Here is a 24,872-nt window from a genome sequence, read left to right on the forward strand (position 1 = left end):
GAGCGCGGGAGGGACAATGAGTCGAAAGACAGTCTTCGCGGTGGCGATCGGCCTGGCGCTCGTGGGTGTGCTCTTCATCTGGCGCGCGGCGTCGACAGAGGGGGGAGACGCCTCGATTCCCCCCGCGTCCGACTCCGCCTCTCCTGGTGAGTCGGCCAAGGCGAAGCCTGCGTCACCCTCCACCCCGCGAGGGACCGTGGCCCAGGCTCCCGCGACAGGGACACCTCCGGTCGCCGAAGCGATGCGCGAGGAGGAAGGGACCGTCCAGGTCGAAGTCCACGGAAGCTCGCGGCCCGTCGAGGGAGCGCAGGTATCGCTCTACGTCCAGGGGCCGCGTTCACCTGAGACAGGCCGCCCCACGTGGTTCGTCGCGGGGCGAGGAACCACGGACGCCACGGGCACGCTGCGACTCCCCGCGAGGCCCGGTCCGTACCTCGTCACCGCGAAGGCGCGGGGGTTCGCCACCGCGAGGCTGTCGCTCACCCGTCCTCGTGGCGAGGCACTCACGCCCGTACGCCTCACCCTTGGCGAGGGTGTGACCTTGTCGGGCTCGGTCGTCGAGCGCGCCTCGAAGGCCCCCGTCCCTCTCGCGAGGCTCACGCTCACGCCGCGCACGGTGCTGGCCTCCGCCTCCGTCGCGACCACCTCCGTACCGGAGGAGGAACGTCACGAAGCCTCGGCCGACGAGCGCGGCCTCTTCCGCTGCGAAGGACTCACGCCCGGCGAATACCAGCTCGAGGTCACGGCGCCCGCCCACTCGACCCGGCGCATCGCCCGGGTCCAGGCTCCGGCCTCCGGACTCGTCGTCGAGCTCGATGGCTCGGCCTTCATCGAGGGATTCGTCGAGCTGCCGGAGGGCAAGCCCGCGGCGGGGGCTCGCGTCACGGCCACGGGCATGGGCGAGACGTTCGAGACGGAAACCAGCGCGGGCGGTGGGTTTTCGCTCGATGTGCCCCCGGGCGTCTATCAAGTGTCGGCGCGGCTGGATGCGCTGACGGGCACCGCGCGGGAGCGCGCGGTCGTCGGCGCGGGGATGACCCTCCGTGACGTCCGCATCCGACTGGGCGCCGCCGCGTCTCTCACGGGAATCGTGCGCGGCAAGGGCACCTCCGTGCCCATCGCGGGAGCCACGGTGTCCATCGCCCCGGGCACCATGGTGGCGACCTTCGACGCCGCCCCCGCCGAGGTCGCGAGCGCCACGAGCGGCACGGACGGACGCTTCGATGCGGGGAACCTCGCACCGGGTTCCTATTCGGTGACGGTCCGGGCGAAGGGCTTCCGGGTTCTGCGGCGAGAAGGCATCACGGTGCTCGCGGGTCAGCGCTTCGAGATGTTGGCCGAACTGGACGCCAATGGGCGCATCGAGGGCACGGTCGTCGACGACAGCGACCAACCTCTCGCGGGAATCCAGGTCACCCCCGAGCGTCGCTGGCGGATGATGCCCATGGAAGGCGTGCTCACGTCGGTGACGGATGCACAGGGTGCCTTCGTTCTCGAGGACGTCCCGCCGGGTGACGTCTTCGTCGCCGCGCGCCGGCCGGGCAGTCAGCTCCATGTCCGCGAGCGCGTGGCGGTGAGCCCCGGCCAGACACATCAGGTGAAGCTCAAGCTGGGGGGCGAAGGCACGCTCGAGGGAACCGTGAAGCTCGCGGACGGGCGCGTGCCCACGGCGGCCGTGACGGTCTTCGCGCAGCTCGCGGACACGGCGCGCACGGAGGCACATCAGATCCCCACCGCGGCGGACGGCACCTGGAGCATGCGAGTGCGAGCCGGGCGCTACCGCGTCGCCGCATGGCTCGTCGACGTGGGCAACCAGAACAGCGACCAGGAGAAGGTCGTCGACCTGAAGGCGGGCGCGACCGAGCGCGTGGACCTGCAGGTCCGCGAGGCGGAGCGTCCCCTCTCCGTCACGGTGCTGGAACCCAATGGCGCGCCGAGTGTCTCGGCCACCGTCATGGGGGCGGAGGCGGGCAAGAACGAGATCTTCCTCGAGGACTCCACGGATGCCTCGGGACAGGTGACGCTGGTCGCCGACTCACTGGGCACCCAGCCGCTGCACATCTGGGCCACGAATGGCGGGCGCCGGGGCGACCTGCCCTCCGTGCCGGCCACGCAGAGGTCGCTGGTCATCCAGCTCCAGCCCGGAGGGCGGCTCACGGGGGCGGTCCGCTCGGCGGGAGGCCGGAGCATCGAGGGCTTCCGCCTGGTGGTCTCCGCGACGAAGAGCGAGGACGACTTCCTGTCGCGACAGGAGCTGGAGCTCGCGGGAGATCGCTTCGTGGTCGAGGACGTCAACCCAGGCGCCGTGACGGTGTCCGTGACGCTGCCCGACGGTCGCGCGGGCAAGGCGGACACGATGAGCGTCGCGGGCCAGACGACCCCGGTCGACGTCGTGGTGGAGCCGGGCAGTGCCATCTCGGGCCGGCTGGTCGACAAGGCAGGCAAGCCCATTGCCCAGGCGTTCGTGGACGTGGATGGCCTGACCTCGGCGCCCACGGGCGCGGATGGGCGCTTCCGGGTGGAGGATGTCGCGCCGGGCCAGCACCGGGTCATCGCCTGGAGCGAGAAGACGGAGCGCGCGGAGAAGAAGCTCACCCTGGCGGTGGGCAAGTCCCAGGACGTGGGCGACTGGAAGCTCGGGCCGCCGCGCATCGAGCCGGGGCGGCTGGGCATCTTCTTCGGGATGGCCGGAGACGACGTCCTGGTGCGCGGCGTGCTCGAGAGCATGCACGGCGATGCGCTTCGCGTGGGAGACATCGTCCAGTCCATCGATGGCGCCACGGTGCTGACGGCGGGAGAGGCACGTGAGCGTGAGTTGGGGGCGCCGGGCAGCCCCGCCATCCTGATCATCCGGCGCGACACGAGGACCTATCCCGTCACCCTCTCCCGAGCCCCCTGAGACGGCTGTGCGTAGCGAGCCGTCTCGCGGGTCCAGTCCGTGGTGCCTTGCATCAGGTTCTTGATCGCGGCGATGTCGCGGTCGATGACGCTCCAGGTCTCGATGCACTGGACGCCCCCTCGTATCCGCTGCTCCACGGCGGCGAAGGTCTCGACCCGCTTCGCGATCTCACCCTCGACCTGGTCCATGGCGGCGGCCTGCCCACAGCCCTCGTGATGCATCAGGAGGAGCACCATGTTGTGCATCTGCCCGCTCGCGGCCTCCTTGGGCGCTGAATAGATGTCGTTGACCATCACCACGACGTCCGTGCACAGCGAGCGCAGCGTCGTCATGTCCTCCGTGCCATGCACGGCGGGCGGAACGTCGAGTCCCTCGGAGCGTTCACAGATGTCGAGGCTCGGCAGGACGCCGATCGAGAGCCGTCGCGTGCGCAGATAGGTCTCGAGGTCCACGGGCCATCCTTGCGTGCGCTCACGCGCCTCCTGGTAGTACGACTCGAAGTACCCGGCGAGGTCCTGGGTGAACCGTGCCTTCCAGGACGCACTCGCGCCAGCGGTCGAACGCCCCCACAACTCCAGCAGGGCGGCGCCCAGGCGCGATGAGGGGTACCGCTGGGGGGTCGAGCCCTGGATCACCGCCAACAGTTCGTCCAGCACGGCGCGGGTCGCCTCGAGGTCGAGGCCGATCGGTCCATCGAACTGGTCGTCGAAGACGAAGAGCCACCCCATCCAGTCGCTCACCAGGTCGAGGCCCGCCCCCCGGCTGTTCGGACACATCCTCGCGGACAGCCGGTCGAACCGGCTCGCGTCATAGGTCCGCAGGGCTTCGGGCTGGACGATGAGTCCCTGGAAGGCCAGCCAATGCAGGGTATGCGCCCGAGTGGCCTCGACGTCAGGGCTGATGCCCGCGACGTAGCGAAGGTCGATTCGAGGAACGCGGCTGTGCATGGAACCCTCCTGTTGGCTGTCGTCACGACGCCTTGGCTTGCTCCCGAGAAGGGTGGAGCAGCGAGCCCCATGGCCACGCGCCGTCCTTGGAGCGGAGCTGCTCGGAGTCGCTGTAACGGCCTCCTCGAAGGCGCGGCTGGCCTCGATGTTTCGGCCCAGCGGTCCGTCGAACGGGGCGTCGAAGATGAGGCCCCAGGCCATGAAGTCGATGACGGCCACCGCGAGGTGTGCGCGCGACAGGCCTCCGCATCCGGGCTGATGTCAGACGGATAGGGAATGCCTATCCGCGGAATCTCTGCTCGCATCCACGCACGATAATCAGCGCAATGTTCAGCAACAACCCGAAGGGTGTCCGACGGAACGACTCTCATTCCCGTGCGGTGCGGGGGATGACGACAGCCGGGTGCGGGGTCGACCTGAAACAGCCATCCAACTGAAGACAACTCATCCTCGGAACCGTCAGGCCCCTGACGTGTGCGGGTGACCGCGCCGCTCAGAGCCACTGTTTCATGCGCGCTCGCCCCCATCATCCGGACGCGCGCCGGCATGACGCCGACCGGGAGGTCCGCCGTGGGAATCCTCGATCTGATGCTCCGCTGGCCCGTGCTGCGTCAAATCGCGCGCGGCGACGTCAAGGCGCTCGGTGATACGGCCATGACGGAGCGCAGCCGGACGCTGGAGCCCCGCACCGCTCGCGCGGACCGCGTCGTCAAATCCGTCTGCCCCTACTGCGCCGTGGGCTGCGGACAGGACATCTACGTCAAGGACGAGCGCATCATCGACATCGAGGGCGACCCCGACTCGCCCATCTCCCGGGGCCGCCTGTGCCCGAAGGGCTCCGCCACCTTCCAGCTCGTCACCGGCACCCACCGCGTCCAGCACGTGCTCTACCGTCGTCCTGGCGGCTCCGAGTGGGAACGCCTCCCGCTGGAGCAGGCCATGGACATGGTCGCCGAGCGCGTGAAGCGCACCCGCGACGAGACCTGGGAGGACACCGACGTCAACGGCTTCAGCGTCCAGCGCACGCTGGGCCTCGCGCACCTGGGCGGCGCCACGCTCGACAACGAGGAGAACTACCTCCTCAAGAAGCTCTTCACCGCCCTCGGCATCGTCCAGGTGGAGAATCAAGCCCGCATATGACACTCATCGACGGTGCCCGGTCTGGGCATCACGCTGGGACGTGGCGGAGCCACGACCTTCCAACAAGACCTGCGGAACTCTGACTGCATCCTCATCCAGGGCTCCAACATGGCCGAGTGTCACCCGGTGGGCTTCCAGTGGGTGATGGAGGCCAAGGCCCGGGGGGCGACGGTCATCCACGTGGATCCTCGCTACACGCGCACCAGCGCCGTGGCGAACCAGCACGTGCCCATCCGTGTCGGCTCGGACATCGCGTTCCTGGGAGGGCTCGTGCGCTACGTGCTCGAGCACGAGCGCTACTTCAAGGAGTACGTCGTCCACTACACCAACGCCGCCAACCTGGTGCGCGAGGACTTCCAGGACACGGAGGACCTGGACGGGCTCTTCAGCGGCTTCCTGCCGAAGGAGAACAAGTACGACGTCAGCTCCTGGAGCTACGAGGGCGTCGAGGGCCCCACTCCCGCGTCCGGCCACAAGGAACTCTACGCGGAGCCCGGCGCGGGTGAAGGCGAGACGCACGCCACCCTCATCACCGAGGCCATCAAGGACCCCACGCTCCAGCACCCGCGCTGTGTGTTCCAGGTCCTCCGGCGCCACTTCCAGCGCTACACCCCGGCCATCGTCGCCAAGGTCTGCGGCGTCCCCGAGGAGCAGTTCCTGAAGGTCGCCCAGACGCTCTGCGACAACTCCGGCCGCGAGCGCACCACGGCGTTCTGCTACGCGGTGGGCTGGACGCAGCACTCGGTGGGCGTGCAGTACATCCGCACCGCGACCATCCTCCAGCTCCTCTTGGGCAACATCGGCCGGCCCGGCGGCGGCATCCTCGCGCTGCGCGGGCACTCGTCCATCCAGGGCTCCACGGACATCCCCACCCTGTTCAACCTGCTGCCCGGCTACCTGCCCATGCCGAGCGCCACGCAGTCCCCTGCCCTCGCCGACTACCTGGCGTCCCACACGTCCAGCACGGGCTGGTGGAACAACTTCCCCAAGTACGTCGTCTCGCTCTTGAAGGCCTGGTTCGGGGACGCGGCGACCGAGGAGAACGAGTTCGGCTTCCGGCACCTGCCCCGGCTCACCGGCAATCACTCGCACATGCAGACGGTGGTCGACATGGCCGAGGGCCGCATCAAGGGCTACTTCGTGATGGGCGAGAACCCCGCGGTGGGATCCATGAACGGGGCGCTCCAGCGCAAGGGCCTGCGTCAGCTCGAGTGGCTGGTGGTGCGCGACTTCACGCTCATCGAGACGGCCGAGTTCTGGCGCACGGCCCCCGAGGTCCAACGCGGCGACGTGAAGACGGAGGACATCCGCACGGAGGTCTTCTTCTTCCCGGCCGCCGCGCACACGGAGAAGGACGGTTCCTTCACCAACACGCAGCGGATGCTCCAGTGGCACCACGCCGCGGTGGAGCCCCGCGAGGACGTGCGCAGCGAGCTGCACTTCACCTTCCACCTGGGCCGGAGGCTCAAGCGGCTGTACGCGGCCTCGGGAGCGCCCAGGGACCAGGCCCTGCGCCAGTTGACATGGGACTACCCGACCCACGGCGCACTCGAGGAACCGAGCGCCGAGGCGGTGCTCCGGGAGATCAACGGCTACACCGTGACAGATGGCCAGCCCGTGAGCGGCTTCACCGCGCTGAAGGACGACGGCTCCACCGCCTGCGGATGTTGGATCTACTCCGGAGCCTACGCGGAGGGCGTGAACCAGCCGGCGCGCCGCAAGCCAGGGCACGAGCAGACCTGGGTGGCGCCCGAGTGGGGCTGGGCGTGGCCCGCCAATCGCCGCATCCTCTACAACCGGGCCTCCGCGGACCCGCAGGGCCGTCCCTGGAGCGAGCGGAAGAAGTACGTCTGGTGGGACGAGACGCAGCGGAAGTGGACCGGCGAGGATGTCCCCGACTGCATCGCGGACCGACCTCCGGACCATCGCCCTCCTCCCGGCGCCAAGGGCATCGAGTCCCTGGCGGGAGATGACCCATTCATCATGCAGGCCGACGGCAAGGCCTGGCTCTTCGCGCCGAGCGGGATGCTCGATGGCCCCCTGCCCACGCATTACGAGCCCATGGAGTCGCCGGTGAAGAACGCGCTCTACGGGCAGCAGTGCAATCCGACGCGGCTGGAGTGGCACCGCAAGGGCAACCCCTACCACCGCGCGTGGGGTGACCCGCGCTACCCCTTCATCCTCACCACGTACCGGCTCACCGAGCACCACACGGCGGGCGGCATGAGTCGCTGGCTGTCCTGGCTCAGCGAGCTCCAGCCGGAGCAGTTCTGCGAGGTCTCCGTCGAGCTGGCGCGCGAGCGGGGGCTGAGCAACGGCGGCTGGGCCACGCTGCGCACAGCGCGCGGAGACCTGGAGTGCCGCGTGCTCGTCACCGAGCGAATGCGTCCGCTGAAGCTCAACGGCACGTCGGTGCACCAGGTGGGCATCCCGTATCACTGGGGCGTGACGGGCCGCTCGCGCGGGGATGGGGCGAATGAGCTGCTGGGCTTCGTCGCCGACCCCAACGTGGACATCCAGGAGTCGAAGGCGCTCACCTGCGACCTCATCGCGGGCCGCCACGCCACGCGGGCCCGGGCGGCGACGGGTGCCACGCCTCCCGCCCTGCCCTCGGACCTGGCGCCGCACCGACGCGACAGCCTCGCCGCGGGCGACGTCGACCATGTCCCCTGGCAGGAGAAGAAGGACGAGGAGCGATAGCGCATGAGTCGCAAGGGCTTCTTCACCGATTCGACGGTGTGCATCGGCTGCAAGGCCTGTGAGGTGGCTTGCAAGCAATGGAACCAGCTCCCCGATGACGGCTTCCACTTCACCGGGATGTCCTATGACCAGACCGGGGATCTGGGCTGCTCGACCTGGAGGCACGTGGCCTTCGTGGAGCGGCCGGTGCCGATGCCGGGCCACTCGACGGGCGTGGGCGACTTCTCGTGGTTGATGGTGTCGGACGTCTGCAAACACTGTCAGCGCGCGGGGTGTCTGGAGGCGTGTCCCACGGGCGCCATCGTCCGCACGGAGTTCGACACGGTCTACGTCCAGCCGGATGTCTGCAATGGCTGCGGTTACTGCGTGGTGGGCTGTCCCTTCGGCGTCATCGACCGGAGACCGGATGACGGTCGGGCCTGGAAGTGCACCCTCTGCTACGACCGGATTGGCGAGGGCATGACGCCAGCCTGCGCGAAGGCGTGTCCCACCGAGTCCATCGTCTACGGAGACCTCGACGTGCTGCACGAGCGCGCGGACAACCGCCTGCGTGAGCTGCACTCGCAGGGCATCATCAGCGCCTATCTCTACGGGAAGGACGCGACGAACCAGCCGGGGACGGGCGGGCTCAACGCCTTCTTCCTGCTCGTGGATCGCCCGGAGGTCTACAACCTGCCGCCCGACCCCGTCGTCCCGACGATGAAGGCCGGACAGGCCTGGGGCGCGGTGGCCGTGGGGGCGCTGGGGATGGCGGCCATGGCCGTGGGCGCGGTGCTGCTCGGCCGCCGGGGGAACCCATGAGCGCGCGTGACGCCGAAGACACCTTCCTGGACAAGCTCCAGCGGCGCTCGGATGGCCGCAATGTGAACCCGGACCTGGGGACTTTGCTCGGCGAGGGCGCACAGCAGCGGGTGATGGACCTGGACAGCGCCAATCCGACCCATGGGTTCCAGGCTCGGGTTCCTTCCCACTTCGTCGCGGACACGGTGGATGCGCCGAGCTACCACGGGCTGGCCGCCATCAAGCAGCCGGTGTGGATCGCCACGGTGCCCGCGTATCTCTTCGTGGGCGGCGTCGCGGGCGCGGCGAGCCTGCTGGGGCTGGCCATCGACGTGCTTGGCGAGAAGTCGATGGAGCCGCTCGCGCGGCGCTGCCGGATCTTGGGGACCGCGGGGGACATGGTCAGCGCGGGGTTGTTGATCGCCGACCTGGGCCGCCCGACGCGCTTCCTGAACATGCTGCGAGTGTTCCGGCCCACGTCGCCGATGAGCGTGGGTTCGTGGGTGCTGGCGCTGTCGGGTGCGCTCAACACGGTGGGACTGGTGCTGGGGAAGTCGCGAGGTGTGCTCGGCGTCACCGGCAAGGTCGCGGGGTATTCGGCCGCCATGCTGGGGATGCCCTTGGCCGGTTACACGGCGGTGCTGCTCAACAACACGGCGGTGCCGCTGTGGCAGTCCACGCGGCGCACCCTGCCGTTGTTCTTCATGGCGTCGGCGAGCGCGAGCGCGGGGAGCCTGCTGTCCCTGGCGCCGCACACGGAGCGTGATGCGGACGTGCTGCGGCCGTATCGCCTCGCGGGCAAGGCCGCGGAGGTGGTGATGGCGCACGCAGTGGAGCTCGACGCTCGCCGTGCCCCGGAGGTCGCCCGGCCGCTGTCCGAGGGCCTCTCGGGGGCGCTCTGGAAGACCTCCCGGGCCTGCTCGGTGGCGGGGTTGGTGGTGGATGCCCTCCCGGGGCGGCAGCGCTGGAAGCAGGTGGCGGCGGACGTGCTGACGACGGTGGGGGCGGTGGCCGCGCGCTTCGCGGTGTTCCATGGAGGGCAGGCGTCCGCGAGGAATCCGCAGGCGACGTTCAAGCCGCAGCGACAGGGCCATGGGGCGGCGGAGGTGACGGGCCACGCGGTGGCTTCGGATGGGAAGCCCTGGAGCTTCCCGCTGCCCGTGGTGCGGTGAGTGCGGGCCCTGGTGGTTCGGCCCTGTCTGGGGAGGGGCGCTGATACCAGGGGTAGTGGCACCCACGAGGCCCTCCCTTTTGGTCGCCAGGAGCGATAAACCTGGGGGCACCATGGCCGAGACCTCTTCGCTGAACATCCCCACTGTCGACCTTGCAGACCTTGCCTCCGGCGAGGCGAGCCGCATCGAGCGCGCCGCGGCGGCGCTGCGTGAGGCGTTTGGCGTCTTCGGTCTCGTGTACATCAAGAACCACGGCGTCGACACGCAGGCACTCCATCGCTACTACGACGCCTTCGCGGCCTTCATCGCGCGCTCGGCGGAGGCGAAGAAGCCCTACGGTCGCGCGGAGCTCTGGTACCAGCGGGGCTGGACGCCGCCGAACACCGAGGTGGCCGTCGCCGGCAATGGGCAGCCGGACTTCAAGGAGTGCTACTTCGTCGCGCCCTACCCCAACGACGAGGTGGCGGCGATGGAGTTCCCGGAGCTGTATCCGGAGAACGTCTGGCCGCCCGACGCGCCGGAGTACTTCCAGGAAGGCATCGTGACGTTGGGGCGCTCGCTCCACGAGGCGGGCCTCAAGCTGCTGCGAGGCTCGGCGGTGGCGCTGGGGCTGCCCGAGGACACCTTCACCGCGCTCTGCGAGCGGGCTCCGCACATCACCCGCGCGCTCCAGTACCTGCCACTGCGTCCGGAGCAGGTGAACACGGACATCGTCTGGGGCGAGGAGCACACGGACTTCAACCTGCTCACGCTGCTGCCCGGTGGCCGGTTCCTGAACCCCGAGGGCAAGCCGGCGCCGAGCCCGGATGACAAGAGCGGGCTGTATCTGCGCACGCGCGCGACGGACGAGGATCCGCAGGGCCGTAAGGTCCGTGGCACCGCGCCGGCGGGCTGCATCGTGGCGCAGGTGGGACAGCAGCTGGAGATCCTCACGGGCGGCACGTTCCTGGCGACGCCTCACGTGATTACGGCGCCCGGAGTCGCGGGCTGGCAGCGTCAGTCCGCCGCGCACTTCGTGCATGTGCACACCAGCGCGGTGCTGTTCCCGCTGGAGAAGTTCCGCACGCCTTCGGCCATCCGCAGCTACGCGCCGCCGGTCCTCGCGGGGACGTATGATATCAAGACGCTCGTGGACATCGGCCTCGCGCCGCCGAGCGCGCTCGACAAGCTGGGCTACCGCCACTACGACCGGCTCAACCAGCAGCGCGCGGGCGAGTAGCTCCGCGACGAACCAAAAGACAGACATGTCTGTCATTGCATTGATAGACATGTCTGTCTTGTCTTGGATTGCTCTCCTCTCATGCGGGCCTACCTGATGGTTCGTGCATGTAGGCACGAGTCACGGCCCCTGTATGATCGCTGCTCGAGAGGGCTGGAAATGGCTGAAGGGCTGTTCATGTAGGCATTGGCCTCCAGGATCCTGTTCGCGAGGGTGACAGGCCCTCGAAAAGTAGCTGATAAGTTGTTCATGTAGGCATTGCACATCCAATGCGTGCCATCCCAGCCAAGGCTCGCAGCGAAAAACCACTGAACATCATGGCAGTAGGCTTCAGGAGATATCGAGATGCAAAGCGGACGTACGACGACCGTGATGGTGGCGCTCAGTCTGGGTCTGGTGATGGCGGCGGGATGCGCGAAGAAGCCTGAGGTCCCCGGCTCTCCGGAGGATGTCTATCGGCGCTTCGCGCTCGCGAACCTCACGGGCAGTGAGCAGGCCATCCGCCCCCTCTTCATCGACCACCCGGACGCGGCGATCCTATGGTCGGAAGGGGCCTACCCCGCGGACGTGGCGGAGGAACTCGGCAAGCACTACCGCGAGATGAAGATCGTCCGCATCGAGGAGAAGTTCGAGTGGGTCCTCATGAAGGGCTCCGACTCTCCTATCCCGATGGAGCTCCGTCGCATCGACGGGGTGTGGCGACTCGACGCGTCGCCGATCATCGACTTCCGCAAGCGGGCGGCCGCCCAGCGCGGATCCGACTCCAGTCGGCTCCCGTGAAAAACCCCTGAGAGTCTGTTCAGGGGGAGCGCGTGCCGCGACGCCAGGCGGCGGCGAGAATCCGGCGCCGGGCCACGACACGAGCCTCACTCCACGACGAACCAAAGGCAGCGTCGGAGACCCACGACGCTGCCCCCGCTGTCCTCAGGCCACCTTCTCCTCGATGACCGCGAGCTCCGTCCCCTCGCTCACCTGCTCACCGGGGTGATGACGGAAGCTCGCGAGCACGCCATCGCGCGGGGCGGAGATGGTGATCTCCATCTTCATCGCCTCCATCACCAGCAGCGGCGTGCCCTTGGAGACCTTCGCCCCCACCTCGGCCAGGTGCGCGATGACCTTGCCGGGCATCGGCGCGCGCAGCCCGCCCTCCGCCTCCGGGGCCGTCGCCTCGACGTCGAGCGGATCGAACGACTCCAGCTCCCACCGCCGGCCTCGCGCGAACACGCTCCAGCGCGCCCCCACCGGGACCACCGTCGCGTGAACCGTCCCCTCGGGCGACGCCAGCGTCACCGCGTCCCGCTCGCCCACCGTGAACCGCACCGGCACCCGCGCCGCGCTGTCCTGCCCCCCCGGAGCGGACACCCGCATCACATACGTGCCAGGGCCAGAGGCCTCCGCGCGAATCTCCCGCACCACGTCCCCGTGACGCAGCGTCACCAGGAACGGCGCCACCGCGCCCAGCCGGAAGCCATCCAGCTGCGCCCACGGCGAGCCCGGCTCCGCCTTCGCGGCCTCGTCACGCGCCCGCGAGAGCACCGCCACCGCGCCCAGCCGCCAGATGTCGTCGGGAATCTCCCCCTTGGGCGGCTGCAGCGCCTCGCGCTCACGCTCGATGAGGCTCGTGTCCAGGTTCGCCTGGGAGAACGACGCCGTCCTCACCAGGCGGCCCAGGAACTCCACGTTGTTCGCCACGCCGACGACCTGGTAGCGCTCCAGCGCCTCGCGCATCTGCCGCAGCGCCGCCTCCCGGTCCTCGCCCCAGACGATCAGCTTCGCGATCATCGGGTCGTAGTGCGTGGAGATCTCATCCCCCTGCTCCACGCCCGTGTCCACGCGCACGTGCCGCGACGTCTCCGGCGGCACCAGGTGCACCAGCCGACCCACGGACGGGATGAAGCCCGCGTCCGGGTTCTCCGCGTAGATGCGCGCCTCCATCGCGTGGCCCCGGATGGACAGCTCCGCCTGCGTCTTCGGCAGCCGCTCACCGGAGGCCACCCGCAGCTGCCACTCCACCAGGTCCAGGCCGGTGATCTCCTCCGTGACGGGGTGCTCCACCTGGAGACGCGTGTTCATCTCCATGAAGTAGAAGTTCCCCGCGGGGTCCGCGATGAACTCCACCGTGCCCGCGCCCACGTAGTTCACGGCCTTGGCCGCGAGGATGGCCGTCTCGCCCATCTTCGCGCGCAAAGCCTCCGTCATCCCCGGCGCCGGTGCCTCCTCGAGCACCTTCTGGTGACGCCGCTGCACCGAGCAGTCCCGCTCGAACAGGTGCACGTAGTTTCCGTGCGTGTCACCGAACACCTGCACCTCGATGTGTCGCGGCCGCTCGACGTACTTCTCGATGAGCACCAGGTCCGAGCCGAACGCGCCCAGCGCCTCGCGCCGGCACGACGCCAGCTGCGCCTCCAAGTCCTCCGCGCGGTCCACCCGGCGCATGCCCTTGCCGCCGCCACCTGCGCTCGCCTTGATGAGCACCGGGAAGCCGATGCGCTGGGCCTCCGCCTTGAGCCGCTCCACGCCCTGCTCGTCGCCGTGGTAGCCCGGCGTCGTCGGCACCTTCGCCTTCTCCATCAACGCCTTGGACGCGGACTTGGAGCCCATCGCCCGGATGGACTCGGCGTTCGGCCCCACGAAGACGATGCCCGCCGCCGCGCAGGCCTCGGCGAGCACGGGATTCTCCGAGAGGAAGCCGTAGCCCGGGTGGATGGCCTGGGCGCCCGTCTTCTTCGCCGCGTCGATGAGCTTCTCCACCACCAGATACGACTCGCGCGCGGCGGGAGGCCCCAGCCGGACGGCCTCGTCCGCCAGGCGGACGTGACGGGCGCCCGCGTCGGCGTCCGAATAGACGGCCACCGTGCGGATACCGAGCCGACGCGCCGTGCGGATGATGCGGCAGGCAATCTCGCCGCGATTCGCGATGAGCAGACTTTCGAACATGGTCGAGTCCTACATCCGGAAGACGCCGAATCGAGTCTCCTGAATCGGAGCATTCAACACGGTCGAGAGTGAAAGGCCGAGCACGCGACGACTCTGCGAGGGGTCGATGACCCCGTCGTCCCACAGCCGCGCGGTGGCGTAATACGGGTGCCCCTGCTCCTCGTACTGCGCGCGGATGGGCGCCTTGAACTCCTCCTCCGCCTCCTTCGCCCACGTGCCGCCCTGGCCCTCGATTCCGTCCCGCTTCACCGTGGCCAGCACCGACGCCGCCTGCTCGCCGCCCATCACGCTGATGCGCGCGTTGGGCCACATCCACAGGAAGCGCGGCGAATACGCCCGGCCGCACATGCCGTAGTTGCCGGCCCCGAAGCTGCCGCCGATCAGCATCGTCACCTTGGGCACCCGCGCGGTGGCCACGGCCGTCACCATCTTCGCGCCGTCCTTCGCGATGCCCGCGTTCTCCACCTTCCGGCCCACCATGAAGCCGGTGATGTTCTGCAGGAACACCAGGGGGATGCCGCGCTGCGAGCACAGCTCGATGAAGTGCGCGCCCTTCTGCGCCGACTCGCCGAACAGGATGCCGTTGTTGGCGATGATGCCGACCGGGATGCCGTAGAGGTGCGCGAAGCCCGTCACCAGCGTGGTGCCGTAGCGCGCCTTGAACTCGTCCAGCCGCGAGCCGTCCACCAGCCGGGCAATCACCTCGCGCACGTCGTAGCGCTTGCGCGCGTCGAACGGGATGATGCCGCCCAGCTCGCTCGGGTCGTAGAGCGGCTCCTCGGAGCGCTCCAGCGCCACCGTGTGCGGCCGCGTGCGGTTCAGGTTCGCCACGATCCGCCGCGCGAGGAACAGCGCGTGCGCGTCGTTCTCCGCCAGGTGGTCCGCCACGCCGGAGATGCGCGTGTGCACGTCACCGCCGCCCAGGTCCTCGTTGGTGACGACCTCGCCGGTGGCCGCCTTCACCAGCGGCGGGCCGCCCAGGAAGATGGTGCCCTGGTTCTTGACGATGATGGTCTCGTCGCTCATCGCCGGCACGTACGCGCCGCCCGCCGTGCACGAGCCCATCACCACGGCGATCTGCGGGATGCCCGCCGCGCTCATCTGCGCCTGGTTGAAGAAGATGCGGCCGAAGTGCTCCCGGTCCGGGAACACGTCGTCCTGGCGCGGCAGGTACGCGCCGCCGGAGTCCACCAGGTACACGCACGGCAGGCGGTTCTCCTGGGCGATCTCCTGCGCGCGCAGGTGCTTCTTCACCGTCATCGGGTAGTACGTGCCACCCTTCACCGTCGCGTCGTTGGCGACGATCATGCACTCCTGGCCCTGGACGCGGCCGATGCCGGCGATCATCCCCGCGGACGGGGACTCACCGCCGTACATGTTCCAGGCCGCCAGCTGGCCGATCTCCAGGAACGGCGAGCCGGGGTCCAGCAGGCGCTCGACGCGATCCCGGGGCAGCAGCTTGCCTCGGGAGACATGGCGCTGGCGGGAGCTCTCGCCGCCGCCCTTGGCCGTGAGCGCCACCTTCTCGCGCAGGTCTCCGACCAGCTTCTGCATCGCCTCCGCGTTCGCGCGGAAGTCGGCGGAGCGGGTATCCGTGGTTGATTTGAGGATGGCCATGGTGGTGTTCCCTATGCGGTCTCGGCGAACAGCTCGCGCCCGATGAGCATGCGGCGGATCTCCGACGTCCCGGCGCCGATCTCATAGAGCTTGGCGTCGCGCCACAAGCGCGCCGTGGGGTACTCGTTGACGTAGCCATTGCCGCCGAGGATCTGGATGGCCTGTCCCGCCATCCACGTCGCCTTCTCCGCGGAATAGAGGATGGCGCCCGCGGCGTCCTTGCGCAGCGTCCTGGCGTGGTCCGCCTTGTCGCAGGCCTGACCCACCGCGTAGACGTACGCGCGGCACGCCGACCACGACGTGTACATGTCCGCGAGCTTCGCCTGGATGAGCTGGAACTGGCCGATGCTCTCCCCGAACTGCTTGCGCTCGTGGACGTACGGCAGCACCACGTCGATGCAGGAGCCCATGATGCCCAGGGGCCCACCGGCGAGCACCGCGCGCTCGTAGTCGAGCCCCGACATGAGCACCTTCACGCCCGCGCCCACGCCGCCGAGCACGTTCTCCTCCGGCACCTCGCAGTCCTCGAAGAAGACCGGGTACGTGTTGGAGCCGCGCATGCCCAGCTTGTCCAGCTTGGTGCCGAAGCTGAGCCCCTTGGAGCCGCCCTCGACGATGAAGGCGGTGATGCCCTTGGGGCCCAGCGCCTCGTCCGTCTTCGCGTAGACCACCAGCACCTTCGCGTTGGCGCCGTTGGTGATCCACATCTTGGCGCCGTTGAGGATGTACTTGTCCCCGCGCTTCTCGGCCTTGAGCTTCATGCTGACGACGTCCGAACCCGCGTCCGGCTCGCTCATCGCCAGCGCGCCCACGTGCTCGCCGCTGAGGAGCCCGGGCAGGTACTTGCGCCGCTGGGCGTCGGTGCCGTTGCGGTAGACCTGGTTCACGCACAGGTTCGAGTGCGCGCCGTAGGACAGGCCGACGGACGCGGACGCGCGGGAGATCTCCTCCATGGCGACGATGTGGGCCAGGTAGCCGAGGCCCGCTCCGCCATACTCCTCGCTCACCGTCATGCCGAGGACGCCCAGGGCGCCCAGCTTCGTCCAGAGGTCCTCCGGGAACAGGTTCTCCCGGTCGATGTCGGCCGCCCGGGGAGCAATCTCCTTGGCGGCGAAGGCGCGCACGGTGTTGCGCAACATCTCGACGGATTCACCGAGCGCGAAGCCCAGCTCTGCGAAGTGAGCCATGAAGTCGTTTCCCAACCAGCGTCTCGAGGTGGCTGGCGGACATTAGGTACGAGGGAGGGCTCGCGTGCGCCAGGGTGGTTGCAAATCGTGCCAACCCGGCCATGCTGCTCGCCGATGCCTCGACGCCTCCAGCGCTCCCCCGAACCCCTGCCGCGCGCGGAGACGCCCATGGCGTTCGTCCGGGCCATCGTGCTCGCGTACGAGAAGTACGGTGTGGACCCGCACGACGCACTGCGAAAGGCGGAGATCACCCGCGCGCAGCTCGGCCGGGTGTCGGCGCGCATCAACGCCGGGCAGTTCGAGACGCTCTCGGCCACGGCGATGCAGGAGCTGGATGACGAGGCCCTGGGGTGGTTCACCCGCCGGCTCCCCTGGGGGACGTACGGGATGCTCTGCCGGGCCTCGCTCAGCTCGCCGACGCTGGGCATCGCGCTGCAGCGCTGGTGTCGCCACCACCGGCTGCTGACCGAGGACATCCTGCTCTCACTCGAGGTGGAGGGCACGACGGCGCGGCTCGCCATCGAGGAGCGGCACGAGCTGGGGGCCATGCGCGAGTTCTGTCTGCTCAGCAGCCTGCGCTACGTGCATGGGTACGCCTGTTGGCTGGTCAACTCACAGCTGCCCCTGCGCGAGGTGACGTTCCCCTTCGCGACGCCGGCGCACCAGTCCGTGTACCCGCTCCTGTTCCCGGGGCCGGTGCGCTTTTCGGCCACCCGCGCCAGCATGAGCTTCGACGTGGGCTACCTGGAGCTGGCGGCCAAGCGTGACGAGCAGGCCCTGCGGGCGATGCTCAAGCGGGCGCTGCCGCTGACGGTGCGGCAGTACCGGAGGGACCGGCGGCTGGTCGAGCGGGTGCGCTCACAGCTGAGCGACCCTCGCGCCTCGGGGACCACCGCGCAGCACGTGGCGTCCGCGCTGCACGTGTCGGTGCGCTCGCTGCATCGACAGCTGGCGCTCGAGGGGACGTCGCTGCAGAACCTCAAGGACGACGTGCGGCGACGCCACGCGCTGGAGCTGCTCGGGCGCTCCTCGGTGCCCATCAAACACGTGGCGCTGGACGTGGGGTACGCGGACGAGAAGATCTTCTCGCGAGCGTTCAAGCAGTGGACCGGAGAGTCGCCGAGCGAGTACCGCCAGCGGCTCCAACGCGCGGGCGAGTGAGGTCTCAGAACGACTGGCGCAGCACGGCCTCCACCGCGGCCTTGCGTCCTGGGCTCAGGCGCAGCCGGGTGCCGTCGCGCAGGATGACGACCCAGCCCTTGTCCACGTCGGGCTCCAGCTCCTTGATGCGACTGACGTTCACCAACGTGGACCGGTGGACGCGCACGAAGCACTTCGGGTCCAGCCACTGCTCGACCCGGTTGAGCGTCTCGCGCAGCATGGGGCTCTTCGCGCCGGAGTGCAGCACGACGTAGTTGCCCTCCGCCTCGCACCAGTCCAGCTCGGCGACGGGCACGACGACCACCTTGCCGTCCGTCTTCACCGCGATGCGCTCCAGGTACTGTCCGGTGTCCGCGGGCGGCGCGTTGGCCGGCGTGTAGCCCGCGAGCAGTGACGACAGTCGCTCGAGGAGCGCCCGCTCCCGGCCCTGCTCACGCTGCTTGCGTGCGCGCGAGAGCGCCTCCTGGAAGCGGGCCGCGCTGAAGGGCTTGAGGAGGTAGTCGAGGGCGTTCGCCTCGAAGGCGCGAACGGCGTGCTGGTCGAAGGCGGTGACGAAGATGACCGGCGGCATCAGCTCGGGCCCGACTTCGCGCAGGACGTCGAAGCCGTCGACCTCGGGCATCTGGACGTCGAGGAACACCAGGTCCGGCCTCTCTCGGAGGATGACGTCCACCGCGTCGCCGCCGCTCTCGCATTCCCAGAGCGCCGTGACGTCGGGGGCACGGGACAAGAGGTGGCGCACGTTGTCGCGGGCCAGCGGCTCGTCGTCCACCACCAGCACCCGCCAGCCTGCCTCGCTCCCCTCACCCATTCGCTGCCCTCCCCTGCGGTGACGGCTCGACCGTGGACACCTGGAACGGAAGCTCCACGCGGGCCAGGGCGCCACCGCCCGGTGCGTCCTCGAGGGTCACACCATAGCCTTCGCCATGGAGTTGCTGGATGCGCTCGCGGGTATTCGCCACGCCGATTCCCGTTCCGGGTGTGCTCCCTGGACGGAGCCCGGGGCCGTCGTCGCGGACCTCGAGCACCAGCCGTTCGCCCCGTCTCAGGGTGCGGACCCAGATGTTCCCTCGGGCCGCGCGGCGGGAGGTGCCGTGCTTGATGGCGTTCTCGACCAGGGGTTGAAGGACGAGCATGGGCACGCGTGCCCCCAGCGTCTCAGGCTCCGCTTCCAGGTGGAAGCGCAGGCGACTGCCGAAGCGGAGCTGCTCGATGCCGAGATAGCGGCGGACCAGCTCCAGCTCCTCGGACAGCGTGATGCCCTGCTCGTTGCGTCCGTCCAGGCTGGCCCGCAGCAGCGAGCTCAGCTCCACGAGCGCGTCCTCGGCCTCCGCGTTCCGCGTCTGTCGAACGAGAGAGACGACGGCGTTCAACGTGTTGAAGAGGAAGTGCGGGTCGAGCTGCGCCCGGAGCGCCTCCAGCCGCGCCTCCGCCAGACGTGCCGCGAGCCGCGACTCGCCCAGCTCCCGCTCACGGGCTCGACGGAACGCGCCCAGCGTCGCCCAGGCCGCGAGGAACAGCAGGTACTCGAAGGACCCGAGCACGCCTCGCTCCAGCAGGAGTCTGCGGAACCCGTCGGTGAACGTGAGCTCGCGAGTCGACCACGACTCGAGCACCGAGAGCGCCAGCGAGAGCAGCACCGAATGGGCCAGGACGAAGCCGCCACCCAGCGCGATGAGCCATCCCCCGGTCCGAGCCTCGAGCGGGGCATCGCGCGACACCCGACGGAACGTCATGAGCACGAGCGGCGCCAGCAGGGCCCAGACGCTGTAGGGAATCAGCGCCAGAACCAGCGCCGAGACGAAGCCCTGCCGGTCACGCACCTGCGCGGTCAGCGCCTGCGGCAACGCCGCGAGCAGGCCAAGCCCCATCCCCCACCACCAGGCTCGGCTCACGGTGCGCCCCCTCTCTGCTCCAGGCTGTCGCTGGGCGCACGCGACTTCACCACACTCGAGATGCGGACCCAAGCCGCGGCCCTGCTCGGATGGAGCGCCCCCGGCCTGGGTGTGGCATCCCGCCCGGCGGCCGGGCCTAGGGGCTCGTGACGTGCACGAGGCTCGTCATCGCGTCCACGTACAGAGTGGTGTTGTCGGCATACAGCGGCAGCAACGGGATGACCGCGACCTGGTTCAGCTTCGTCTTGCGGAGCTGCTGCGTTGCCGGATCCTTGAACACCGCGAACGGGAGGTCCTGGATGACGTAGGGCTCGCCATCCACGTGGCCGACGATCATCAAGACACGACCTGGAACGACGATGAGGTCACTCAGAAGAAGACGGCTCCGTGTGGTCGGTTGCCCCCCGCTGGCACAACGAACGCTCGGCGCGAGCTATTTCGCGGGCGCCCGGCGTTTTCTCCGGAGGGCCACCGAGATGTCACGGTTCCTGCTCTTTCTGGCTGGGCATGTTGCGTGAGACCATCCTCGCCACAGCACAATCGGAGGAGAACGCATGCATCGCAGCCTGTCGCTCACCTGTGTGGCGCTGTTCCTGATGGTGTCTCCGCTCGCCGCGCATGCCCAGACGGCGCCCCCGGGGTACGCGCTGGAGCTGGACGAGCAGTTCACACCTGGGGACATCCAGGACCTGGAGATGCAGGGCTACAATCGCTGTCTCGGCCAATGCCAGGGATGGACGCGAGTCTTCACCTTCGACTGGGAGTTCGAGGACGCGCCCACGGTGGAGATGGCCGCGCGCGCCATCCAGGCGATGCCGGGCTTCAATCCCAACCTCGTCAGCGCCGGTACGATCACGTACGAGCAGTTCGCGACGCGGCTCTACTACCCCTTCCAGCCGCTGGCGGACGCCTACCTGAACAACTGGTGGGACGGTGAGGAGGAGGTCTTCGTCGCCGCCTACCAGCACCATCGGCTCCCCCGGTACTACCAGGCCTACGTCATCCTCTTCGCCCATTCGGGGACGGTGCTGTTCTACGAGCAGGCCGACTTCGAGTAGCCGCTGAACACGCGAGGCCTGTCATGACCCGCGTGCGGGCCTCGCGTGGGTGACGGAGCCTTCGGCTATGCTCCTCCGACTCCGTGAACACGACGCCCCCGGGCTCCGCGCCCGATGACTCCCGCTCCCACGCTCCTGGAACCTCTCCCGAGCGAGCTCGCACGCTGCATGTGACGGAGGCACCAGCCCCACGCGGGGGCTTCGTGCGGAACACGGGGACCGCCCTGCTCATCGCCGTGGGGCTCGCTCTCCCGGGGGGCGTCGCGAACCTGCTCCGACCTCAACCGCCGACCACCGCGAGCGAGCCATTGCCCTCCGTGGCGAACCCCGTCCCACGCACGGGCCCCGTGAGCATCTGCGTCCTGAAGTTCCGCGACGTCAACGAGGACACGTCACTCGAGCTTGCCCTCGCCGAGGCCGTCATCACGGACATCGGCGCGCATCCCGGCCTGCGCGTCGTCGAGCGCGAGCAGCTCGACCTCCCGATGAAGGAACAAGACTTCCACCAGTCGGACCGAGTGGACCCGGAGACGCGCGCTCGCCTGGGCCGCCTCATCGGCGCCGAGGTCGTCGTGCTCGGCAGCATCCAGCGCTCCGGTCCCCTGCTCCGCGTCGCCGCCCGGTTCGTCCACGTGGAGACCGGCGAGGTGCTCGACACCGCGCGCGTCGAAGGCCCCGCACAGCAGCCCTTCGAGGTGCAGGACGCCCTCACCACGCGGGTGCGCGCCCTGCTCCCGGCACTGTCCGCGAGGCTGCGCCCATGAGCCCCGCTCGCGCGCTCCTGCTCCTCCTCCTCCTCTGCGCCCAGACCGCGCTCGCGGCCACCCCGTCCAAGCCTCCTCCCGGTCCCGCCGCGGTGATGCCGTTCCGCAACCTCAACGGCGACATGGCCATGGACTGGCTCGCGCGCGGCATGACGGAGACGTTGATCTCCGACCTGCGCGCCAGCGGACGCGTCCAGGTCGTCGAGCGCGAGCAGCTCGAGGCGGCGCTGGCCGAACTCAACGCCCAGGAGCGACAACAGCTCACCGAATCCTCGGCCGTCCGCGTGGGCCGGCTCGTCGGCGCCCGGATCCTGGTGCTCGGCAGCATCCAGCGCGCGGAGAATCAGGTCCGCATCAACGCGCGCTTCATCGACGTGGAGACGGGCGTCGTCCTCGACACCGCCAAGGTCACCGGCCCCCTGGAGCGCATCTTCGCCCTCCAGGACCAAGTCTGTGGCCGGCTGCTCCGTGAGCCCGTGAAGCCACGCGCGGGACGCCCCTCGGGCAAGGCGGCCGTGCTCGCGCTCGAGACCTACGGCCGCGCCATGGCCACCACTTCGCCCGATGAGCGCGCGTGGCTCTTGCGCGCGACGCTGTCCGGATCGCCGGACTTCGCCTACGCCCAGGAGGAGCTGTCCCGGATGGACCAGCGCCTGGCCGATCTCGCGCGCGAGGCAGAGCCCGAGGTGAAGGACGAAGAGGCTCGCCTGCGTGGCGTCATGGAGGACCCGAAGAGCCCCGCGGACGAGCGCTCGGCCGCGGCCCTCCAGCTCCTCAACCTGTCCCGCGCGCGCGGACGCTGGCGCACGCTCATCCGTGATTCCGAGCGCATCCTCGCGCTCGACCTGTCCGCGCATCTCGGTCGCCGTCCGTCCGAGGAGGCCTCGCTCTACCGCTTCCAGGCCTTCGGTTATCTCGACGACTGGGACGCCCAACGTGTCGCGGGCGAGGACTTCCTGCGCCGCTGGCCGCTCAGCCCCCTGGCGGCCTATGTGGACCTGATGCTGCGCACCACCGCGAGCAACGTGGCGGACGGCCAGCGGGCCTTCGAGAAGATGCGCGCGGACCTCGCCGCGGAGGAACAGGCCGTGGCCCTGCGGATCAGCGAGCTCGAGAAGAAGGGCAAGCCCACGCAGGAGGAGCACCGCAAGATCGCGCTGCGTCGGTGCCTGGAGCACAACAACCACCCGCGCTTCCGCGTCCATGTCCTGGCTCCATGCCGCGCGTACTACGAGACCTGGAGCGCCAGCGCGACGACCCCCGCGCAGAAGAACGACCTGCGCTACGCGAGGGAGGCGGAGCTGACCTCCCTCGTCGGCCTGCGCCGCTACGCCGAGGCCCGTGCGCGTCTCGCCGCCTTCCGCCAGGAGGACCCCGACGGCGAGCGCATCAGCCGCGCCCGCGCCGTGGTGCTCAACATCGGTGCCCACGAAGAGGAGTGAGCCTCAAGGCACGATCGCGGGCAGCTTCGTCACGAACCCGTCCGGATTGCCCAGGAGCGTGTTGCCCTCGTAGTTCCCCTCCAGGTAGCCACCCAGGTACAGGTTGTCGTCCTCGTCCAGCACGACGCCCATCGGGTACACCGGCTTCTCCACGCCGCCGAGCACCGCCGGCGCCGTCTGCCGGATCCACTGGATGGCACCCGCGGTGTCCATCTTGAAGACGAACGGATGTCCCGCGCCTCCCGCCGTGTCCGTGGGCGAGCCCACGTCCCCGTGGCCCGTCCCCGCCACATAGAGGAAGTTGTCGAACGGGTTGCTGAAGAGGCTCCAGGCGAAGTTGCCCGCGCCGGAGTCCAGCTCCTTCACCCACTGCCGCGTGCCCGCCGGGCTGTAGCGCGCGACGAAGGTCGCGACCTGGGGCGTGCCCACCGGCAGCCCATCCATGCCGCCGCCGCTGTACCCCGTCACGTAGAGCTGGCCGTTCGTGTCCACCGCCGCGTCCCGGAGGCTCGCGTTCGTGCCCGGCGCCCCCAACAGCCGCGTCCACTGCTTCACGCCATCCGCGTCGTACTTGATGATGAACGCATCCTCCGGACCGGTCAGCACCTGGCCGTCCAGGTTGCCCGCCGTGATGCCCGCGACGTAGACGTTGCCCGAGTCATCCGCGGCGGCCCGATTGGCCCGCGTGCGCTGCCCCGCGACGCCGAACTGCCGCGTCCACAGCAGCGTGCCCGCCGCGTTGAACTTGCTGACGAACCCATCCGCGATGCCCGTCTTCGTATTGCCCGGCAGCGCCCCGTCCGTCTGCCCCACCAGGAACGCGTTGTCGACGTGGTCGAGGGACACGCCAAGCCCCTCCGTCCCCACTCCGGGAGCGCCCACCTGCCGCGTCCAGCCGTGCACCCCCGTGTAGCGGTAGCACAGCAGGAACGCGTCCTTGGTCCCGATCAGCGGCGCCCCCTGCAGCGAGCCGCTCGTGTACCCGGCGACGTAGATCTCCTCGAACCGCCGATTGCGCGCCACGCTCTCGCCCACGACGATGCCGTTCGGCACGCCCAGCTGCCTGTGGAAGCTGACGTTCCCATTCCAGTCCCTCGCGGTGAGGAACGCGTCCATGCCGCCCACCAGCGGCGAGCCATGCAGCCCCACGTTGGTCATGCCCGTGACGTAGGTCCGCGCCGCCGGGTCGCCCGCCATGTCGTGGATCCGGGTGAAGCCGCCCGTGGCACCGGCTGTGTTCGTCCACAGGTCATCCACCGACGGGAAGGCCCGGCACTCGTACATCTCCATCAGGTTGAGCGAGATGGTCTCGATGCCCGCGCGGGCGTCGTTGTCGTCCGTCACGTTCAGCCGGTACTTCTTGTAAGCACCCGGGGAGGCCACGTCGAACTGGCGCCGCTCGACGCCCGCCCACCCCGTCTGCGCCGAGCGCGTGTCCACCACCACCCACGCGCTGCCGTTCCAGCCCTCGAACGTCCAGTTGCGTGGCGCCCGCGAGGTGATGCCGCCGTTGTTGTAGCTGAGCGCGTAGCGCCGAACGATGCGCGGCAGCCCCGGGAACTCGTACGCCAGCCACGCGGGCGCGACGTTCTTCGTGGACAGCCAGAAGGCGCTCGTGTTGTCGAACGCCTTCCACGCCTCGTAGATCGTGGGGTTCGACGTCCACCCGCCGGAGCTGGTGACGATGCCCGAGGGGCTGGTGGCGCTCGTCATCACCGGCAGGATGTTGACGCAGTTGTCGAGGGCCTGTGCCGAGCTCGTCAGCTCCTCCTGGGGCCCGTCGGCAGGTGGCTCCCCACCCTGGCAGCCCCCCAGCGCCAGCGCGCCGAACAACGCCCACCCCGCTACCGCGTTCACGCCTCTCATGGTGTCTCTCCTTCGACCCGCCACGGGCCCCGTTGATGGGGCTCCGGGGGTCCACGGAGATACCGGCCCCCCGGGAAACGACCGGGAG

Annotated in this window: 18 protein-coding genes; 10 read left to right on the forward strand and 8 right to left on the reverse strand. The window is 69.4% G+C overall.

Features of this window, described 5'->3' with window-relative positions:
* Positions 1-16: 16 nt before the first annotated feature.
* Positions 17-2,899 (forward strand): carboxypeptidase regulatory-like domain-containing protein, encoded by a 2,883-nt coding sequence (locus tag K8640_RS20910; protein ID WP_223748625.1) that lies wholly within the window; start codon positions 17-19, stop codon positions 2,897-2,899.
* On the opposite strand, the gene K8640_RS20915 is transcribed toward K8640_RS20910, so the two are convergent.
* The gene (locus tag K8640_RS20915; protein WP_223748626.1) at positions 2,869-3,846 is read right to left on the reverse strand and encodes a terpene synthase family protein; all 978 of its coding nucleotides are present in this window, start codon (positions 3,844-3,846) and stop codon (positions 2,869-2,871) included. The genes K8640_RS20910 and K8640_RS20915 overlap by 31 nt on opposite strands.
* 588 nt (positions 3,847-4,434) lie before the next feature.
* On the opposite strand from K8640_RS20915, the gene fdh reads away from it, so the two are divergent.
* The 5 genes from fdh to K8640_RS20940 all read left to right on the forward strand — a co-directional run bounded on the left by fdh (position 4,435) and on the right by K8640_RS20940 (position 11,637).
* Positions 4,435-7,686: a formate dehydrogenase gene (gene fdh, locus K8640_RS20920; protein ID WP_370640373.1), complete on the forward strand. Its 3,252-nt coding sequence runs from the start codon at positions 4,435-4,437 to the stop codon at positions 7,684-7,686.
* Between the two features lie 3 nt (positions 7,687-7,689).
* Positions 7,690-8,487 (forward strand): 4Fe-4S dicluster domain-containing protein, encoded by a 798-nt coding sequence (locus K8640_RS20925; protein ID WP_223748627.1) that lies wholly within the window; start codon positions 7,690-7,692, stop codon positions 8,485-8,487.
* Positions 8,484-9,638 (forward strand): NrfD/PsrC family molybdoenzyme membrane anchor subunit, encoded by a 1,155-nt coding sequence (gene nrfD / locus K8640_RS20930; protein ID WP_223748628.1) that lies wholly within the window; start codon positions 8,484-8,486, stop codon positions 9,636-9,638. Before K8640_RS20925 ends, nrfD begins: the two co-directional genes overlap by 4 nt.
* 112 nt (positions 9,639-9,750) lie before the next feature.
* Entirely contained in the window at positions 9,751-10,857 is a 1,107-nt protein-coding gene (locus K8640_RS20935) for an isopenicillin N synthase family oxygenase (protein WP_223748629.1), read from the forward strand.
* Positions 10,858-11,202: 345 nt separating this feature from the next.
* The gene (locus K8640_RS20940) at positions 11,203-11,637 is read left to right on the forward strand and encodes a hypothetical protein (protein WP_223748630.1); all 435 of its coding nucleotides are present in this window, start codon (positions 11,203-11,205) and stop codon (positions 11,635-11,637) included.
* 144 nt (positions 11,638-11,781) lie between these two features.
* On the opposite strand, the gene K8640_RS20945 is transcribed toward K8640_RS20940, so the two are convergent.
* Genes K8640_RS20945 through K8640_RS20955 form a run of 3 tightly spaced genes read right to left on the reverse strand, consistent with a single transcriptional unit; the run spans position 11,782 to position 16,598 of the window.
* Complete coding sequence (locus K8640_RS20945) at positions 11,782-13,794, reverse strand: acetyl/propionyl/methylcrotonyl-CoA carboxylase subunit alpha (RefSeq protein WP_223748631.1); 2,013 nt, start codon at positions 13,792-13,794, stop codon at positions 11,782-11,784.
* A 9-nt stretch (positions 13,795-13,803) separates the two neighbouring features.
* A complete protein-coding gene (locus tag K8640_RS20950) occupies positions 13,804-15,411 on the reverse strand; it encodes a carboxyl transferase domain-containing protein (protein ID WP_223748632.1) in 1,608 nt (535 codons plus the stop codon).
* A gap of 11 nt (positions 15,412-15,422) precedes the next feature.
* On the reverse strand, positions 15,423-16,598 hold the full coding sequence (locus K8640_RS20955) for an isovaleryl-CoA dehydrogenase (protein ID WP_223748633.1): 1,176 nt from the start codon (positions 16,596-16,598) through the stop codon (positions 15,423-15,425).
* Between the two features lie 168 nt (positions 16,599-16,766).
* Between K8640_RS20955 and K8640_RS20960 the strand changes: the two genes are divergently transcribed.
* The gene (locus K8640_RS20960; RefSeq protein WP_223748634.1) at positions 16,767-17,759 is read left to right on the forward strand and encodes an AraC family transcriptional regulator; all 993 of its coding nucleotides are present in this window, start codon (positions 16,767-16,769) and stop codon (positions 17,757-17,759) included.
* Positions 17,760-17,763: 4 nt separating this feature from the next.
* Here the strand turns inward: K8640_RS20960 and K8640_RS20965 are convergent, their stop codons facing one another.
* From K8640_RS20965 to K8640_RS20975, 3 genes are all read right to left on the reverse strand, one after another.
* Positions 17,764-18,570: a LytTR family DNA-binding domain-containing protein gene (locus K8640_RS20965; RefSeq protein ID WP_223748635.1), complete on the reverse strand. Its 807-nt coding sequence runs from the start codon at positions 18,568-18,570 to the stop codon at positions 17,764-17,766.
* Positions 18,563-19,654, reverse strand: a complete 1,092-nt coding sequence (locus K8640_RS20970) for a histidine kinase (RefSeq protein WP_223748636.1) — start codon at positions 19,652-19,654, stop codon at positions 18,563-18,565. The genes K8640_RS20965 and K8640_RS20970 overlap by 8 nt, the downstream gene beginning before the upstream one ends.
* A gap of 136 nt (positions 19,655-19,790) precedes the next feature.
* The gene (locus tag K8640_RS20975) at positions 19,791-19,994 is read right to left on the reverse strand and encodes a hypothetical protein (protein ID WP_223748637.1); all 204 of its coding nucleotides are present in this window, start codon (positions 19,992-19,994) and stop codon (positions 19,791-19,793) included.
* Between the two features lie 214 nt (positions 19,995-20,208).
* On the opposite strand from K8640_RS20975, the gene K8640_RS20980 reads away from it, so the two are divergent.
* The 3 genes from K8640_RS20980 to K8640_RS20990 all read left to right on the forward strand — a co-directional run bounded on the left by K8640_RS20980 (position 20,209) and on the right by K8640_RS20990 (position 22,918).
* The gene (locus K8640_RS20980; protein WP_223748638.1) at positions 20,209-20,712 is read left to right on the forward strand and encodes a hypothetical protein; all 504 of its coding nucleotides are present in this window, start codon (positions 20,209-20,211) and stop codon (positions 20,710-20,712) included.
* Positions 20,713-21,029: 317 nt separating this feature from the next.
* A complete protein-coding gene (locus tag K8640_RS20985; RefSeq protein WP_223748639.1) occupies positions 21,030-21,476 on the forward strand; it encodes a CsgG/HfaB family protein in 447 nt (148 codons plus the stop codon).
* Positions 21,473-22,918 carry a FlgO family outer membrane protein gene (locus K8640_RS20990; protein WP_223748640.1) on the forward strand — a complete coding sequence of 482 codons (1,446 nt, stop codon included), beginning with the start codon at positions 21,473-21,475 and terminating at the stop codon, positions 22,916-22,918. Before K8640_RS20985 ends, K8640_RS20990 begins: the two co-directional genes overlap by 4 nt.
* Before the next feature lie 3 nt (positions 22,919-22,921).
* On the opposite strand, the gene K8640_RS20995 is transcribed toward K8640_RS20990, so the two are convergent.
* Positions 22,922-24,784, reverse strand: a complete 1,863-nt coding sequence (locus K8640_RS20995; protein ID WP_223748641.1) for an SBBP repeat-containing protein — start codon at positions 24,782-24,784, stop codon at positions 22,922-22,924.
* Positions 24,785-24,872: the final 88 nt, after the last annotated feature.

The sequence above is a fragment of the Myxococcus sp. XM-1-1-1 genome, assembly GCF_020037095.1.
Lineage (GTDB): Bacteria > Myxococcota > Myxococcia > Myxococcales > Myxococcaceae > Myxococcus > Myxococcus fulvus.

Coding starts and splice junctions, on each gene's coding strand:
- K8640_RS20910 (WP_223748625.1), top strand. CDS start 17: ATGAGTCGAAAGACAGTCTTCGCGGTGGCGATCGGCCTGGCGCTCGTG.
- K8640_RS20915 (WP_223748626.1), bottom strand. CDS start 3,846: ATGCACAGCCGCGTTCCTCGAATCGACCTTCGCTACGTCGCGGGCATC.
- K8640_RS20925 (WP_223748627.1), top strand. CDS start 7,690: ATGAGTCGCAAGGGCTTCTTCACCGATTCGACGGTGTGCATCGGCTGC.
- nrfD (WP_223748628.1), top strand. CDS start 8,484: ATGAGCGCGCGTGACGCCGAAGACACCTTCCTGGACAAGCTCCAGCGG.
- K8640_RS20935 (WP_223748629.1), top strand. CDS start 9,751: ATGGCCGAGACCTCTTCGCTGAACATCCCCACTGTCGACCTTGCAGAC.
- K8640_RS20940 (WP_223748630.1), top strand. CDS start 11,203: ATGCAAAGCGGACGTACGACGACCGTGATGGTGGCGCTCAGTCTGGGT.
- K8640_RS20945 (WP_223748631.1), bottom strand. CDS start 13,794: ATGTTCGAAAGTCTGCTCATCGCGAATCGCGGCGAGATTGCCTGCCGC.
- K8640_RS20950 (WP_223748632.1), bottom strand. CDS start 15,411: ATGGCCATCCTCAAATCAACCACGGATACCCGCTCCGCCGACTTCCGC.
- K8640_RS20955 (WP_223748633.1), bottom strand. CDS start 16,598: ATGGCTCACTTCGCAGAGCTGGGCTTCGCGCTCGGTGAATCCGTCGAG.
- K8640_RS20960 (WP_223748634.1), top strand. CDS start 16,767: ATGGCGTTCGTCCGGGCCATCGTGCTCGCGTACGAGAAGTACGGTGTG.
- K8640_RS20965 (WP_223748635.1), bottom strand. CDS start 18,570: ATGGGTGAGGGGAGCGAGGCAGGCTGGCGGGTGCTGGTGGTGGACGAC.
- K8640_RS20980 (WP_223748638.1), top strand. CDS start 20,209: ATGCATCGCAGCCTGTCGCTCACCTGTGTGGCGCTGTTCCTGATGGTG.
- K8640_RS20990 (WP_223748640.1), top strand. CDS start 21,473: ATGAGCCCCGCTCGCGCGCTCCTGCTCCTCCTCCTCCTCTGCGCCCAG.
- K8640_RS20995 (WP_223748641.1), bottom strand. CDS start 24,784: ATGAGAGGCGTGAACGCGGTAGCGGGGTGGGCGTTGTTCGGCGCGCTG.